General features: G+C 73.1%; 11 protein-coding genes. 7 read left to right on the top strand and 4 right to left on the bottom strand.

The features are described from left to right. The first annotated feature begins 246 nt into the window (after positions 1 to 246). Together ACIRPU_RS12955 and ACIRPU_RS12950 are read left to right on the top strand one after the other, a co-directional pair. On the top strand, positions 247 to 948 hold the full coding sequence (locus tag ACIRPU_RS12955) for a SigE family RNA polymerase sigma factor (RefSeq protein WP_403865643.1): 702 nt from the start codon (positions 247 to 249) through the stop codon (positions 946 to 948). Positions 949 to 1,082: 134 nt separating this feature from the next. Beyond that, positions 1,083 to 2,114, top strand: a complete 1,032-nt coding sequence (locus ACIRPU_RS12950; RefSeq protein WP_403865640.1) for a hypothetical protein — start codon at positions 1,083 to 1,085, stop codon at positions 2,112 to 2,114. On the opposite strand, the gene ACIRPU_RS12945 is transcribed toward ACIRPU_RS12950, so the two are convergent. Then, the gene (locus ACIRPU_RS12945; RefSeq protein WP_403865637.1) at positions 2,084 to 2,965 is read right to left on the bottom strand and encodes an SURF1 family protein; all 882 of its coding nucleotides are present in this window, start codon (positions 2,963 to 2,965) and stop codon (positions 2,084 to 2,086) included. The genes ACIRPU_RS12950 and ACIRPU_RS12945 overlap by 31 nt on opposite strands. A gap of 187 nt (positions 2,966 to 3,152) precedes the next feature. On the opposite strand from ACIRPU_RS12945, the gene ACIRPU_RS12940 reads away from it, so the two are divergent. Further along, positions 3,153 to 4,970, top strand: coding sequence for a prolyl oligopeptidase family serine peptidase (locus tag ACIRPU_RS12940; RefSeq protein WP_403865634.1), 1,818 nt, complete (start codon positions 3,153 to 3,155; stop codon positions 4,968 to 4,970). 335 nt (positions 4,971 to 5,305) lie between these two features. Here the strand turns inward: ACIRPU_RS12940 and ACIRPU_RS12935 are convergent, their stop codons facing one another. Continuing rightward, positions 5,306 to 7,198: an NAD-binding protein gene (locus ACIRPU_RS12935; RefSeq protein ID WP_403866246.1), complete on the bottom strand. Its 1,893-nt coding sequence runs from the start codon at positions 7,196 to 7,198 to the stop codon at positions 5,306 to 5,308. 198 nt (positions 7,199 to 7,396) lie between these two features. Here ACIRPU_RS12935 and ACIRPU_RS12930 point away from each other — a divergent pair, with 198 nt between their 5' ends. From ACIRPU_RS12930 to ACIRPU_RS12915, 4 genes are all read left to right on the top strand, one after another. Next, positions 7,397 to 8,473 carry a permease gene (locus ACIRPU_RS12930; RefSeq protein WP_403865631.1) on the top strand — a complete coding sequence of 359 codons (1,077 nt, stop codon included), beginning with the start codon at positions 7,397 to 7,399 and terminating at the stop codon, positions 8,471 to 8,473. Then, the gene (locus ACIRPU_RS12925; protein ID WP_403865628.1) at positions 8,470 to 9,300 is read left to right on the top strand and encodes a TIGR03943 family putative permease subunit; all 831 of its coding nucleotides are present in this window, start codon (positions 8,470 to 8,472) and stop codon (positions 9,298 to 9,300) included. Before ACIRPU_RS12930 ends, ACIRPU_RS12925 begins: the two co-directional genes overlap by 4 nt. A 117-nt stretch (positions 9,301 to 9,417) precedes the next feature. After that, a complete protein-coding gene (locus ACIRPU_RS12920; protein ID WP_403865624.1) occupies positions 9,418 to 9,813 on the top strand; it encodes a luciferase family protein in 396 nt (131 codons plus the stop codon). A gap of 280 nt (positions 9,814 to 10,093) precedes the next feature. Beyond that, on the top strand, positions 10,094 to 10,615 hold the full coding sequence (locus ACIRPU_RS12915; RefSeq protein ID WP_403865621.1) for a hypothetical protein: 522 nt from the start codon (positions 10,094 to 10,096) through the stop codon (positions 10,613 to 10,615). 55 nt (positions 10,616 to 10,670) lie between these two features. On the opposite strand, the gene ACIRPU_RS12910 is transcribed toward ACIRPU_RS12915, so the two are convergent. Both ACIRPU_RS12910 and ACIRPU_RS12905 read right to left on the bottom strand, forming a co-directional pair. Continuing rightward, entirely contained in the window at positions 10,671 to 11,441 is a 771-nt protein-coding gene (locus ACIRPU_RS12910) for a glycosyltransferase family 2 protein (protein ID WP_403865618.1), read from the bottom strand. 357 nt (positions 11,442 to 11,798) lie between these two features. Continuing rightward, positions 11,799 to 16,058: a hypothetical protein gene (locus tag ACIRPU_RS12905; RefSeq protein WP_403865615.1), complete on the bottom strand. Its 4,260-nt coding sequence runs from the start codon at positions 16,056 to 16,058 to the stop codon at positions 11,799 to 11,801. Between the last annotated feature and the right edge of the window lie 93 nt (positions 16,059 to 16,151).

The raw sequence follows: 16,151 nt of genomic DNA, 5'->3' as shown, positions 1-16,151 counted from the left end.
TCCTCCCCGCTCTCCGCAACCGTGCGCAGGGCGGGGAGCGTCTTTGCGGTCACCCCTCGGGGTGTGCGTAGACGTGTGAACGATCACAGCGTTCGGGGGACGCGGCGATCCGGGCGTGGGGACGCCCGTTCATATGGCAAACAGGGGAAGAGCGGGACAGATGAGACGGGTGCGCGGGGCCTTGGTCGACGTAAACGTGACGCCGGACGCGTACAACCCCCACGGGGGGAAGTGTGTCCAACTGGCGTGGCAGAGGTACTCGAACTCCCAGTGGCGCCCCGCGGCGCGGCCCTTCGGCCGCCGCGTGCCCTCCTCCGACCCCGCATGCCCGGCACGCCCGGCGGCATGCCGGTGATCGCGCCCATGCCCGCAGCGCGGCCCACCCGCGTCCCCAGCCAGCGTGACGGCGGCGAGACCGCCGAAGCGACCGTCACCGCCGAGAACACCGAGGCGGCCGGCACCACCGTCGACCACCTCACCGAGACCTACCGGGCCCACTACCGCTCGCTCCTCGGTCTCGCCGCCCTCCTCCTCGACGACACCGCCTCCTGCGAGGACGTCGTCCAGGAGGCCTTCATCCGCGTCCACTCCGCGCGCAAACGCGTCCGCGACCCGGAGAAGACCCTCGCCTACCTGCGTCAGACGGTCGTCAACCTCTCCCGCTCCGCTCTACGCCGCCGCATACTCGGCCTGAAGCTGCTCTCCAAGCCGATGCCGGACATGGCCAGCGCGGAGGAGGGCGCCTACGACCAGCTGGAGCGCGACTCGCTCATCAAGGCGATGAAGGGCCTCCAGCGCCGTCAGCGCGAGGTCCTCGTGCTGCGCTACTTCGCCGACATGACCGAGGCCCAGGTCGCCGCGACCCTCGGCGTCTCCCTCGGCTCGGTCAAGGCCTACGGCTCGCGCGGCATCGCCGCCCTGCGCAAAGCCATGGAGGAGCCGACGTGAGCGGTGAAGCCGAAGGGCAGGGCTCACACGGGGGCCATGACAGTCACGAGCGCCACGAGCCGTTCGCCTGGCACGAGCCGACGTCCTCGTCGCCCACACAAGAGCCGAAGCAATCGCACGCTGGGAACTCAACCGTGAACCACCACCTCGACGACCAGAGCCCCGACGGGCTCGACTCGGACGAGCTGGCACTGCGCCGGATGCTGCACGACGCCGTCCAGGAGATGGAGCCGCGCGACGGCTCGCTGGACCACCTGCGGCGGGCCGTCCCCGTCCGGCGGGCCCGCAAGCGGCAGGCCGCCGTCGGCATGGCCGCCGCGGCCCTCTTCCTCGGCACCGCCGTCCCGGCCGTGCTGCACGTCTCGAACGCGGGCGGCTCCGACGCCAACCCTTCCATCGCCGGCCAGGCCTCACAGGCGCAGGGAGGCGCGGATCAGGGCAAGAACCCTGACGGCGGCTCCTCGGGCAAGGTCGGCGACTCCTCCGGCAAGACCGGTGAGCAGGGCAAGGGCGGCGCCACCGACTCCGACCAGGGCAAGGAGTCCGCGGGCGGCACCGCCTCCAGCGGCACCGGTCCCGCCTCCGAGTCCGCGGCCGGCGCGCCCGTCTGCGCGGCGGACCAGCTCGAGGCCGGCACCCCCAGCGTCGCCGTCCCCGACTCGGCCGGCACGGTCTACGGCACCTTCCTCGTCCGCAACGCCTCCAGCGCCACCTGCACCGTCAGCGGCGCCGTCGACGTGACGTTCGGCGCGCAGGGCGCCGCCGACGCCACGAAGATCACCGTCGTGGAACACGCCTCGGGGGACGCGGCGGCCGGCCTGCCCGACCCCTCCCTCTACGTCACCCAGCACGCCCTCGCCCCCGGCTCGGCCTACGAGGTGAAGTTCGCCTGGGTGCCCTCCGAGACCTGCCCCACCACCGGCGGCAGCGGCGGCGGCGACAGCGGCGGCTCGGCGTCCCCCTCCCCGACCCCGACCGAGCAGTCGAGCACGACCGGCGAGACCACCTCCGGCACCACGGCCCAGATGTACATCGAGGACGGCACGGTCGATGGCAGCGTGAACGTGTCCTACACGGCCGAGAGCGGCTCCCCGACGAGCGTGGCCACGGTGTCCGGCGCGTGCGCGGGGACGATCTACCGGACGGGCGTGCTGGCGTCTTCCTGAACCAGCCCGTGGCGATCGGCTGAACCGGCGCCGGACTCCCCGGGCTCGTGGGACGCCCCGGACTCGTCGGACACTCCGGGCTCCTCGGGCTCCTCGGGGAGGATGCCGAGCTCCGCGTCCCGGGCGAACTCCACCTCGCGGCGCAGCAGCCGGAACCACATGAACACCACGAACCCGGCGAAGACGAACCACTCGCCGGTGTAGCCCAGGTTCTGGAACGCCTTCAGATCGAGCCCCGTGTCGGACGCCGCGGTCGCGGGCACCGCCGTCATCCCCGCGTCGGCGGTGTCGAGCGTGACCCAGGCGTCGTAGAGGTCGTATGGCACCAGGTTGACCAGCGACGCGGCGCTGATCGCCGAGGTCTGCCCGGCCGGCAGACCGCCCTGCGCGCTCACCCCGTTGTCGCCCGGCGTCTCGGAGGCCTGGAGCGTGCCGGTGACGCTGACCTGGCCGGCCGGCGGCTTCGGGGCCTTCGCGGAGTCGGCGCTGCCGGGCAGCCAGCCGCGCACCACGGGCAGCGCCTTGCCGCCGTCGGTGCGCAGCAGGGTCAGCACGTAGTACCCGTTCCTGTCGTCCAGTCGCCGGCCGGGCACCAGCAACTGCTTGCCGTAGTGCCCGGTGGCGGTGGTGCGCCGGCCGGAGGTCGACTTGTCCACGGGCAGCAGCTCGGCCAGCGGACGAGCGGCCTCCGTACGGGCGGACTCGGCCAGCTCCTTCGCGCTGCGGTGGTCGTCCACCCGCGCCTCGAACCGGCTCAGCTGCCAGGACCCCATGAACACGCAGAAGGGGATGGCCAGCAGCACGAAGACGTTGATCCCCCACCAGCGGGGCGTCAGCAGGAACCGGTACACGCCCTCCACGGTACGGGGCGGCCGCCGGACGCCGACCCGCGGGGTGAGGCTCGGGAGCGCCCGGGAGAGCTCGGAAGAGCCCGGAAGAGGCTCATTGGTGGGAAGGAGGTGCGAAGTCGGTGGGAAGTTATCCACAGCCTGGGGACCCTGGCGTCCCCTTGCCGTCGCGGGCGGGCAATATGGGGTCATGACTGAGAGCAACGGGTCCGCCGCACCCGAGCAGTACGAGGAGATGCCGGACTGGGAGAAGCGCTTCCGGGCGCCCCGGGTGTCGCTGCCCGACTGGGCGGAGGACGCGCCGGACCGCTCCCTGTTCGTTTCCAATGCGACGGGGACGTACGAGCTGTACGCCTGGGACCGGGCCACGGGCCACCAGCGCCAGGTGACCGACCGGGCCAACGGCACGACGGACGGTGTGCTCTCCCCGGACGGCGCGTGGATCTGGTGGTTCGACGACAAGGACGGCGACGAGTTCGGCGTCTGGCGCCGCCAGCCCTTCACCGGCGGAGCCGACGAGCCCGCCACCCCGGGCCTGGACGCCTCCTACCCGGCGGGCCTGGCCCTCGCCCGGGACGGCCGTACCGCGGTGGTCGGCCGCTCCACGGACGAGGAGGGCACGACGATCCATGTGACGCGGACCGGCGAGCCCCCCTTCGAGCTGTACCGCCACCGGGAGTCGGCGGGCGTGGGCGACCTCTCCCACGACGGCACCCTCATCGCCGTCGAGCACACCGAGCACGGCGACGCGATGCACTCCGCGCTGCGGGTACTGCGCCCCGACGGCTCGACGGTCGCCGAGCTGGACGACACCAAGGGCGGCGTCGAGGAACTGGGCCTGGAGGTACTGGGCTTCGCCCCGGTCGACGGCGACGCCCGGCTGCTGATCGGCCACCAGCGCCGCGGCCGCTGGGAGCCCCTGGTCTGGGACGTGGCGACGGGCTCGGAGACGGACCTGGACCTGGACCTGCCGGGCGACGTCAGCGCCGAGTGGTACCCGGACGGCTCGGGCCTGCTCATCGTGCACAGCTTCGAGGCCCGCAGCGAACTGTTCCGCTACGACCTCGCGAGCGCCGCGCTGGAACGGATCACCACCCCGCCGGGCACGGTCTCCGGGGCCACGGCCCGTCCGGACGGCAGCGTGGAGTACCTGTGGTCGTCCGCGGCCCGGCCGCCCGCCGTCCGCTCGACGACCGGCGAAGTGGTCCTGGACCCTCCCGGCATGAAGTCCCCGGGCTCGGTCCCCGTGGAGGACGTGTGGGTGGAGGGCCCCGGCGGCCGCATCCACGCGCTGGTCCAGCGGCCCGCCGACGCCATCGGCCCGCTGCCCACCGTCTTCGACATCCACGGCGGCCCCACCTGGCACGACAGCGACGCCTTCGCGGCGGCCCCGGCGGCCTGGGTGGACCACGGCTACGCGGTCGTCCGCGTCAACTACCGCGGCTCCACCGGCTACGGCCGTGCCTGGACGGACGCCCTGAAGCACCGGGTGGGCCTGATCGAGCTGGAGGACATCGAGGCGGTCCGGGAGTGGGCGGTGAGCTCGGGCCTCGCCGACCCGGCCCGGCTGATCCTCACCGGCGGCTCCTGGGGCGGCTACCTCACCCTCCTCGGCCTCGGCGCCCAGCCCGACGCGTGGGCCGTGGGCATCGCGGCCGTCCCCGTCGCCGACTACGTCACGGCCTACCACGACGAGATGGAGGCCCTGAAGGCGATGGACCGCACGCTGCTCGGCGGCACCCCGGAGGAGGTCCCCGAGCGCTTCCAGGCCTCGTCCCCGCTGACGTACGTCGACAAGGTGCGGGCCCCCGTCTACATCTCGGCCGGTGTGAACGACCCCCGCTGCCCCATCCGCCAGATCGACAACTACGTCAAGCGCCTGGAGGCGAGGGGAGCGGTGCACGAGGTGTACCGCTACGACGCGGGGCACGGCTCACTGGTGGTCGACGAGCGCATCAAGCAGGTAAGACTGGAACTGGAGTTCGCAGAAAAGCACCTCCCCCACTAGCCTCAGCCCCACTAGGCCAGAGCCCCACTAGGCCACAGCCCCTCCGGCCCTCTCAACCCCCCGGAACTCCAAAACCCTCAGCCCTTCCGGCCCCCTCAGCCTCTCCGACACCTCCGGCCCCCAACCCCTCCGGCGCCTCCAGCATTCTCAGCCCCTCCGGCGCTTGAGGAGCGGGGGTCCGGGGGCGGAGCCCCCGAGGACGGGAAGGGTAGGGGCGGCGGGGGCGAAAAACCCTCCGCAGCCCCCACCCACCCGTGGCAGAGCGTTGGGCCCGGTGGGCCCGGTGGGGCCGGGAGGCCGGGGGGCCGGGGGGCCCGGGGCTACGCGCCGTCCCCTTACCGTCGGCGCCGCAACAACTCCGCCAGCCCCCGCCGCGTCGCGGCCAGCACCACCCGATCCGAGCCCCGCAGGACATACGTGTCCGGCAGATCCCACACCAGCCCCGGCCCACCCTGCCGTTCCCGCCCCCTATCCAGCGCCAGCACCCGCCAGTACCCCGCCCGAAACGCCTCCCCGACCGTCTTGCCCTCCAACTGCGCATGTCCCTCGACATGCAGCGCGGCGAACAGCAACACCCGCCGCTCCACCGGGATCGCCCCCAGGATCTGCCGCCCCATCATCGCCCCGGCGAACGACGGCGCCGCGAGATGCGTCACGCTCCGGCTCCGGGTCAGCGCCTGCGGATGCGCGGCCCGCAGGGTGCGGTACACGGCGGTCGCGAAGTCGTCGTCGTACAGCCGCAGCACGACCCGTAGATCGGGCCGCAGCGACCGCGCGTACAACGCGGCCTCCAGATTCGTGGTGTCGGAGCTGGTCACCGCGAGCAGCGCATGCGCGCGGTGGATCTTCGCGGCCTCCAGCACCCCCTCCTGCGTGACGTCCCCCAGCACCACCGGCACCCGCAACCGCCGTGCCACCGCGAGGCCCCGCGCCTCCGGCCCGGCCTCGACGCACACCACGGGGATGTTCAGCTCACGCAACCGGATCAGCACCCGTGTGCCGATCTTTCCCAGCCCGAGCAGCACGACATGCCCGCCGAGGCCCCGGGGCGGCCGGCGCAACGCCCCCGCCCCACGGAAGGTCCCGAGCGCCTCCAGCACCGCCGCCAGCAGCACCGGCAGCAGCAGCAACCCCATCAGCCCGGAGAGGAGTTGAAGAACCTGACGTTCGGTGGTGGCCCCGACGGCCGGGTCGTTGATGGCGAACAGATCCAGCAGCGTCAGATACAGCGCCCCCAGCGGATGGATGCCGGTCACCAGCCACAAGGCCATCGCCAGCGCGAACACGCATCCGACGAGCCCGGCCAGCGACCACCGCATCCGCCGCGAGAACAGCGAGGCGAACGGCATCACGACCCCGACGCCCCGCCCGGCCGGCAACGCGGGCCCGGCCGAGTACGCGACCTGCTCCAGGACGACGGACCCGCGCCTCCCGGACGCGGCCGCCTCCCGCACGGCCGCCGCGTCGGGCAACAGCAACGGCCCCTGTTCACCGCTGGTCTCGGAACCGTCCGCGAAGGCCGGGTCGCTGCCGTCGGCCGACAGCAGCGCGAGCGTGGGCAGGCCCGGCGGGTCGGACTCCCCGGGCCCGGTCGGCGGTCGCTCCACGGCACGCAGCAGCAGCCCGTCCGTCTGGACGACCTTGCTGGTGCCGACGACGGCGGTCGCGGCGAGCGCGGGAGCGGCGGTGTCGGCGTCCGACAGCACGGTGGTCGAGGCGTCCCCGGGGGAGGCGTCGTAGGCGTCCCCCGTCACTCCCGCGCTCTCGGCGGCCAACGCGGCTGCCTGGTCGAGGAGTTCCTCGATGTGCTGGCCCAACCGCCGGTTGTAGAGCCGCAGGACGAGTCGCAGCCGGGGGTTGAGCCGGCGGGCGGTGAGGGCGGCACGGATGTTGGTCTCGTCGTCGTCGTACACGAGTGCCAGCGCGGCGGCCCGTTCCACACCCGCCTCGGCGAGCACCGCCTCGGTGGCCTCCAGGGCCTCCAAGGTCCGCTGGCCGCTCGCGGGTTCGCTCGGGGCGGTGGGCGTGCCGTTGCCCGCCGCCCGGTTGACGGCGGCGCTCACCACCCGGTCGAGCAGAGCCGCCGACACGGCGCGGGCCCGCCCCACGACCGGCGGCCGTACCGTCCGCTCGGCGGGCGGTACGACGAGCGTGACCTGCTCCTCGTACACTCCCCGCAGTTCGGCTGCGAGCCGGTGCGCCAGACCGTCGTCACCGCACACGACCATGTGCGCGCCGGCGGCGCCCGGCGGCTGACCCTGATTCGGAACGCTCCCCACGAGGGAGAAGACTGCCTCACCGGGGCGGGAGGTTCCACGGATGAGGTGAACACGCGTGAACACCCCGAAGGGAACTCCCGTATGAAAGGGGAGGGAATGCGAGATACAGGCATCAGGGAGAACACGGAAGCCGGAGGTGAGCGACCCGTGGCCATCACCAGAGCGGCCCCGCACGAGGAGGGCGCCCGCCGGGACCGACCGCAGGCACCGCCCGAGACGCCCGGGACGCCCGAGACGCCCGGGATGCCCGACGAGCCCGGCCGGCCCGACCAGCCCGGCCGTCTCACCTCGCCCCTGGTCCTGACCATGCTGTTGCTCCTGATGGTGCTGCTCCAGAGCCCCATCCGCCGCGCGCTGTCCGCCCCGGTGATGCAGAGCTGGACGACGGTGTTCGTGGCGGTGGTGGTGCAGGCCCTGCCCTTCCTGGTGCTGGGGGTGCTGCTGTCGGCGGCGATCGCGGTCTACGTACCGCCCTCCTTCTTCGCCCGCGCCCTGCCGTCCCGCCCCGGGCTCGCCGTCCCGGTCGCCGGGGTCGCGGGCGCGCTGCTGCCGGGCTGCGAGTGCGCGTCGGTCCCTGTGGCCGGCGCCCTGGTCCGCCGGGGTGTGACCCCGGCCGCGGCCCTCGCCTTCCTGCTCTCCGCCCCGGCGATCAACCCGATCGTGCTGACGGCGACGGCCGTGGCCTTCCCCCGCAACCCCGAGATGGTGCTGGCCCGTTTCGTCGCCAGTCTGCTCGTGGCGTGTGCGATGGGCTGGCTGTGGCAACGGCTGGGCCGCACGGACTGGCTGCGTCTGCCGGCCCACGCCCCGCACGAGGGGGAGACGAAGGGGGCGGCGTTCTGGGACTCGGTCCGGCACGACGTGATGCACGCGGGCGGCTTCCTGGTCCTGGGCGCGATGGCGGCGGCGACGCTGAAGGCCGTGGCCCCGGAGAGCTGGCTGCGCACGGCCGCGGAGAACCCGGCGGTCGCCGTCCTGACCCTGGCCGTCCTCGCGGTGGTCCTCTCCATCTGTTCGGAGGCGGACGCGTTCGTCGCCGCGTCCCTGACCCAGTTCTCCCTCACGGCCCGGCTGGCCTTCCTGGTGGTCGGCCCGATGATCGACCTCAAGCTGTTCGCGATGCAGGCGGGCACCTTCGGCCGGGGCTTCGCGCTGCGCTTCGCCCCGGCGACCTTCGTGCTGGCCATCGCGTCGGCGGTCCTGACGGGATGGGTACTGCTGTGAACCGACAGTCCCAGGCGGCCGTCCTCTTCCTCCTCGGCGCGGCCCTGCTGCACGCCGGCACCACCGACCTCTACCTCCGCTACGTCAAGGCGGGCCTGCGTCCGATGCTGCTGGCGTCCGGCGCGATCCTGATCGTCACGGCGCTGGCGACGGCGTGGTACGAGCACCGCAGGACGAAGGCGACGAAGACGAGGACGACGACGCAACAGAAGCACGGGCACGGGCAGGGGCATGAGCAGCAGGAGCTGAGGCAGGAGCTGGGGCAGAACGCGGTGGACGCCCCCGCCCACACCCCCGTCTCCACCCTCGCCCACGTCCATCCCGAACCCCGGGTCTCCTGGCTCCTGATCCTTCCCCTCCTGGCGCTGATCCTGGTCGCCCCGCCGGCCCTGGGCTCGTACAGCGCGACCCGCACCGGCACGGCCCTCCAAGAGCCCCTCGCCTACCCGTCCCTCCCCGCCACGGACCCGCTGCCCCTGAGCGTCGTGGACTACGCGGGCCGAGCCGTATACGACCACGGCCGCACCCTCACCGGCCGCGAGGTCCGCCTGACCGGCTTCGTCGCCCTGGACCACGACGGCACGCCCTACCTGGTCCGCATGGCCCTCAACTGCTGCGCCGCCGACGCCCAGCCGGTCAAGGTCGGCCTGACCGGCGACATCCCCCCGGTACTCCAGCCCGACATCTGGCTGACCGTCACCGGCACCTACACCCCTCGCACCACGCACGACCCGGTCAACAACGGCCCGATCCCCTTCGTCAGCGTCACCACCGCCGTACCGACCCCCACCCCACGGGATCCCTACGACGAGTCCTGGAACAACTGAGGGGAAACCGGTCGGGGTGCCGGTCGGGGGGCCAGGATCGCGGCCGCCGCGATACAGCACGGTTAAGGCTCCCTCAACCTCTGGTGGCCGGGCGGTGAGCGCTTCATGATGGGGGCCATGACGGCGGCCTCGCGTGCCTTGACGCAACTGGCGACCTGGTCGGACCTCGTGGAGGTCCGACCCAGCTGCGGCACCGGTCGGGCGTTGCGCTCGGGCGGGGTCGAGATCGCGCACTTCCACTCCGACCGGAGTGTCGACCTGCACCTCACCGGCAAGGCGATCCACCGGTTCGAGAGGGACCTGAGGCACTCCACCGCGATCCGGCTGCTGCCCGGCTCGCCCTGGGTGACCGTCCATCTGGAGTGCGAGACGGACATCGACCTGGTCATGACGCTGGTCAGCGCCGCTCTCCAGGCCCACCAGAGGCACCCGGCCGCGGACGTCGCCGTCCTCCCGCGCTGCAACGAGGACCGCGAGGTGGCGCTCACCCGCGAGAGCGCCGGCGGCATCTAGGGTCTGTCGTTTGGATCATGTCGCGCGTCGCGGTCGGCGTCCTCCGGCGAGAACGCGATGCGCTGGTACTTCTTCGCCCCCTTCGCTCATGTCCCCCAGAGGCAGGCCGCGATGGGCGCCCTGCGCAGGGCCGCAGAGGGTCTGGTGAGCTGACGGGCCGTCAGTTATGGTCGCCCTGACGAGCCGAGGCCGGGCCGAACCACAGGCAGAACCCGGGCCGACCCAGGCCGATGCCGAAGCCGAAGCCGACGCCGATGCCGATATGGAAGGGGCGAGCGTCATGGAGAGCGAACCGGACCGTCCGACCCGTGCTCCCCGGAGTCCGCAGCCGCCGGGCGCGCCCCGCTGGGTGGCGATGTTCTACGACCCGGCCTCGGTGTCCTGGCGACCGGGCGCCGAATCCCCCGACCGCACGCCCGTGCTGTACGCGATCGGCGAGATGACGCAGGTCAAACGGGCCCGGGGCGACGAGTTCGCGGTCGCCCTGTGGGGGCCGAAGGACGGTGAGTGGCAGCGCTTCGACCCGTCCCGGGCCGCGTCCGCTCCGGAGGCGGCGGTCACGTCGGAGGCCGCGTCCCCGTCGGCGGGCGACGGCACCGCGCGGCCCGGTCACGCCAAGCTCGCGGAACGCATGGAGGACCGTCGGCATCAGGTCCTCATGGCGGGCCTGAGCAAGGCCGGCCTCTACGATCTCGCGCCGGACGACGTGACGGCCGTCCGGACCCTGGTCGACCAGGTGGACGAGGCCACGCTGCGCAGGGTCGCCCACTGGATGGCCCTGGCCGGCGGGCCGGTCGAGTGATCCGGCCGGAGGTCGGACACGTCGTGTGACGGCCGAGCGCTGCCGTCGCGGGCCGTCAGTGTCCGGGGGTTTCCCGGGGCGGATAGCTCCAGCGGAAGGACTCCAGCGCCCGGGTCCGCGCCTCCACCACCGCCATGCGCGCCTCCCGTTCGGCGGGGTCGACATGTGCGGACTGGCCGGTCACCTGACCGTCCCACTTCCGGTAGAGCAGCCCGGTCCGCGCCGAGAACCAGCCACGGCTCACCGAGTTGAGCGCCAGCAGGACGCCGGTGTCCTCGGAGGCCGGCAGGGCCATCCAGCCGCCGAGCGCGGTCAGCAGGTCCCGCCGTACGAAGAGACTCGCGGGGTGCACCGGCGCGCGGAAGTCGTTCGCCTTCCAGTGGTCGAGGACGGCCCCCCGCTCGATGGGCCCTTCGGCGGGATCGCCGGGAAACCCGACCGTGGAGCCGTCCGGCAGAAGGTCGAGGGCGCTCGAGGTCGCCCAGCCGAGGCCCGGATCGCGTTCGAGGGCGGCCAGGTCGCGGGCGAGGGTGCCGGGCGCCAGCCGGTCGTCGGCGTCCAGGACCTTCACGTACTCGCCCTCGGCGTGCGCGAGCGCGATGGTGCGGGCGACTCCGGGTCCGCCAGGCCGTCCCTGACGGAAGGTCACCCGGGCGTCGTCGGGAACGCGGGGCGCGACCTCGTCCGTCGTGCCGTCCTCCTGGATCACCCAGTGCCAGTCCCAGCCGGTGGGTAACTCCTGTGCGCGCAGCGACTCGTAGGCCTCGGGCAGGTATCGGGCCGAAGGGGCGTGCACAGCGGTGACTATGACGATGCGTCGGCTCATGAGGGCACTTCCGGGTGAAGTCCCGGGAGGTCCGGGCGCCCTGAGCGCTCGTGCCCCCCGCCGTCCCGGACCGCGATCACTTTGCTGGGTATCGGCACGCCGTCAGCCTACGACTCCCGGTCACCGGAACTCACCGAGGGTTCACCGGGGACTCGCGGGGGCGGGTCGGGCGGGAAAGCGACGGGAAAGGAGCAGGGGAGGGCGGAAGAGGGGCGGGGTAGGGCAGGAAAAGGCCCGGTCGCTGGCGACGGGGGATGCACCAGCGACCGGGCTATAGCCAAGGCTAACAAGGCTGCCGGTTCGACGGGAGCCGACTTCTCAGCTGCCTTGTCGTTGTGATCGGGATCACTCTCCCGGTCAGTCCTCGCACGGGGGCTCGTAGGAGAGCCGGGGGAGGTACTCGTGCCATTTGTCGGCTGTCAGCACCCCGTGCGTGGTCGCGCAGATCCGGGTGATCGCCGCGTCGACGTCCAGGTTCCACAGCCGTACGGTGTCGGCGCCGCTGGAGACGCCGAGCATGTGGCTGCTGGGGCTGAAGGACAGGAAGTTGCCGGTCTTGGCGTTGGGGCTCATCGACTGCCCGATGGGGGAGGCCCCTGCCGGGCCGGTCACGTTCCACAGCCGGATCGTGTTGTCGTTGCCGCCGCTGGCGAGGGTGTCGCCGTCCTGGCTGAAGGTCAGCGACACCACCGCCTCGGTGTGGCCGGTGAGGGGCGAGCCCCGCCGGGACGCCCGCGCCGGGTCGGTCACGTTCCACAGCCGTACCGTGTCGTCGTCGCTGCCGCTGGCCAGCGTGTGGCCGTCCGGACTGTAGACGAGCGCGTTGACGGGGCCGACGTGCCCGGTGAGCGGCTTGCCGATGGGCGTGGTGCGCCGGGGGTCGGTCACGTCCCACAGCCGTACGGTGTGGTCCGCGCTGCCGCTGGCGAGGGTGCGGCCGTCCGGGCTGAAGACGAGGGCGTTGACGAACCCCCTGTGCCCGGTGAGCGGGGAGCCGAGCGCGTGGGTGTGGGCGGGGTCGCTGACGTCCCACAGCTGGATGGTCCGGTCGTCGTAGGCGGTCGCCAGTGTGCGTCCGTCCGGGGCGAAGGCCAGGGCGTCGGGGCCCAGGAACCGGGTGCGCAGCTCGACGGGCGGCCCCGCGGAGACCGGCCGGGCCGGGTCCGTCACGTCCCACAGGTACACCGCGCGGTTGGCCGTCAGCACCGCGAGCGTATGGCCGTCGGGGGAGAACGCGAGCGTGCGCTCGCTGCCGTCGTCGGGCATGAAGGGCGCGCCCAGTGTCACGGGCCGGTCGGGGTCCGCCACGTTCCACAGCCGGACCCTGCCGTCGCGGGCGGCCGTGGCCAGCACCCGCCCGTCCGGCCGGAAGGAGCCGCTGCGGCCGATCATGTCCGACGTCGGGATCGACCAGAGCCGGACCTTGCTGTCGCCGTTGCCGGTGGCGAGGGTCCGACCGTCGGGACTGAAACCGACGGCGTACATCTCCCCGCTGCCCCCCGCGAGCGGCTCGCCGACCTGCGAGGGGTACGCCGGGTCGCTGACGTTCCACAGGCTGGCCGTGCTGTCCGCGCTGCCGGCGGCCAGCATGGTCCCGGCGGGGTTGAACGCCACCGACCACACGGGCCCGGTGTGCCCGGTGAGCGGCGGGCCGAGCTGGCTCGCCCGCTCGGGGTCGGTCACGTTCCACAGCCGGATCGTGTCGTCCGTGCTGCCGCTGGCGAGGGTGTCGCCGTCGGGGCTGAAGTCCAGGGAGTGCACGGTGTCCGTGTGACCCGCCAGGACCCGGTCGATCCGTTGCGGCCGGCGCGGATCGGTCATGTCCCACATCAGGATCGTGTCGTCGTCGCCGCCGGCCGCGAGGGTCCGGCCGTCGGGGCTGAACGCCACCGAACGCACGGCGGCGGTGTGGCCGGTCAGCGCGCCGAGCGCCGTGGGCCGGACCGAATCCTGCCCCACGCCCGGCTTCGCTCGCGCGGGAGAGCCCCCCATGTCCCACAGCCGTACGGTGTGGTCCTCGCCCGCGGAGGCCAGGGTCCGTCCGTCCGGGCTGAAGGCGAGCAGATAGATCGTGCCGGTGTGGCCGGTCAGGGGCTTCCCGAGCGGGCGTGGACGGGCGGGATCCCGGACGTCCCACAGCCGGACGGTGCCGTCGTCGCCCGCGCTGGCGAGGGTGTGGCCGTCCGGACTGAACACCGCGCTGCTCACCCAGCTCTTGTGGCCGGTCAGGGGCTTGCCCAGGGGCTTCGGACGGGACCGGTCACTGACGTCCCAGAGCCGGACGGTCCGGTCGTAGCTGGCGGTGGCCAGGACCTTGCCGTCCGGACTGAACGAGGTGAGGTAGACGGCACCGGTGTGGCCGAGGAGCGGCGTGGCCAGCGGCGCGTTCACGATAGAGATCAGGCGGTTGTTGGTGCCCGCGTCGCCCGGCCGCAGGTCGTGGGCCACCAGGTCGAGCTGCGCGGACAGCGACGGATCCGTGTACTGGACCCGGTCGGCCTCCGCGACCACCTGCTCGAACACGGCGTCGTTGCGCTGCTGCCAGGCGACCACCGCCGCGCCGACGGCGAGGATCGCCAGCACCACCAGCGCCGACACCGCACCCCGGCTGATCCACACGATGCGCCGGCGCAGCCTGACCGACGCGGCCAGGAACTCCACCGCGCTGCGGGTCAGGAAGGTGTCGCCGGCGGACTTCGCCCAGCTGTGGGCCTGCTCCAGCCGGGAACCCCGGTAGAGCAGCGCCGCGTCGCGGTTCGAGCTGTCCCAGGCCCGGCCGTCCTCCTCCAGCCGCTGACGCAGCAGATGGTCGCTGCGGTCCTCGTCGATCCAGTCGCGCAGCCGGGGCCAGGCGTGCAGCAGCGCCTCGTGGGTGATCTCGACGGTCTCCGCGTCGAGGGTCACGAGCCGGGCCCGCACCAGGGCCTCGAGCGACTCCTCCGTCTTCCCGGGGTCGGCCGACTCCTCCGCCAGCTGCCGACGCGTGCCCCGGCGCCGGGTGGCCTGGGTGTCCTCGCCGAGCCGGACCAGCCGCATCAGGAGCAGCCGGGCCGCCGTGCGCGCCGCCGGGTCGAGCCCGGACCAGGCCCGCTCGGCGGTCGCCGCCACCGCGCCCTGGATACCGCCCGCCGCGCGGTAGCCGGCCAGCGTCAGCCGCCCCGCCTTCCGGCGCTGCCAGGTGGCGAGCAGGGCGTGCGAGAGCAGCGGAAGCGCGCCCGCGTGCGCTCCGCGCTGACCGTCGACGGTCACCTCACGGATGATCAGCTCCGCCAGCCCCGGCTCGAGTTCCAGCCCCACGGCCCGGGCCGGCCCGGTCACCGCCTCGCGCAGCTCCGGAGTGGACAACGGCCCCAGCACCATGTGCCGGTGCTGGAGCGCGTCGGAGAGCTCGGGGTGACTGAGGCACTCCTCGTAGAAGTCGGCACGCACGCCGAGGACGACGAGGACGGGGGGCGATAAGGAGGTGGCGGCCGTGCCGGTGGCGGCGGCGGGGGTGCAGGCGGCGTGCAGAAGCTGGATGAAGAGCCGCCGGTCCGCCTCGTCGGGGCAGAGGGTGAAGGCCTCCTCGAACTGGTCGACGATGATGACGGGGCGGGCAGGGTGAGCGGAACCGGCGGGACCGCCGGGCCCGGAGAGGCCGGCGGGTTCGGAGGAGGGGGCCGCGTCTCGCCGCGCCCAGGCGGTGACGGCCTCCCGTACGGCCCTCGTGAAGCCGGGGGTGCCGGGTTTCCTGTCGGCGGCGTCGGCCGTAGCCGACTCCGAGGCCGAGGCGGTGAAAGGGGCGAGCTCGGGGATACGGCTGGTCAGCTCGGCGAGCGGATCGGCGCCCGGCACCAGCTGAAGGACCTTCGCGGGGCTCGCGGCCTCCGTCGCCTTCGAGGACTGGGACGCCTTAGGGGACTGGGACGCCTTCGAGGACTGCGACGCGTTCGAGGAGTGCGCGGAGGTGTTGGCCTTCGGCGCCCGGCCGCCGCTGTTCCGGTCGGCCGCCGCACCGTTCTGGAGGGCGGGCACGAGACCGGCGCTGAGCAGGGAGGACTTGCCCGCTCCGGAGGCGCCGACCAGCATGACCAGGCCGCCCGTCCGTTCCGCCGCGCGGAGCTGGGCGACGAGGGCGTCCGTGCTCCGCTCCCGGCCGAAGAACCACCGGGCGTCCTGCTCACGGTACGAGGCGAGCCCGCGGTAGGGGCACACCCCTCCGGGAACGCCCTGAGGCTCGGCCGCCGATCGCTCGCCCTCCTCCTCCGTCACCGGGGCGACGGGGTCGTCGCCGGCGACGGGATCGGCCACCGCCCGCTCCCACAGCCGCTGCCACTGGCCGATGTCGTACAGCCCGGTGGACACCGGTGCGGGCCGGGCGCGCCGCGCCTCGGGTATCAGAACGTGCAGCACCGCGGCGAGGGCGGCGAACTGGGCGGGCACGTTCTTGGCCCGGCGCCAGTCGCTGATCCGCTGGGTCGACACCCTTACGGGTCGTCCCCGCTCGTCGACCCGCTGAAGTCGGCCGACCGTCTCGGACACGCGTTTGAGTGGAGGGTTGCCAGCTTCCTTATACAGCAGCGCGAGTCGTTCCGCGAAGGCTGTGCGTGCGCCCGAGTCGGAACTCAAGGCCTCCACCCCTAACTTTCCCCGCACTTGCAATCCGGACCGGAAAAACCACTTTATATGGCTGACCTGCGGTTAAGTGGCTGACCGGATATCGGATCCTCC

It is taken from the genome of Streptomyces sp. NPDC102259, assembly GCF_044766465.1.
Taxonomy (GTDB): Bacteria; Actinomycetota; Actinomycetes; order Streptomycetales; family Streptomycetaceae; genus Streptomyces.
This window is presented reverse-complemented; position numbering and strand designations above follow the sequence as displayed.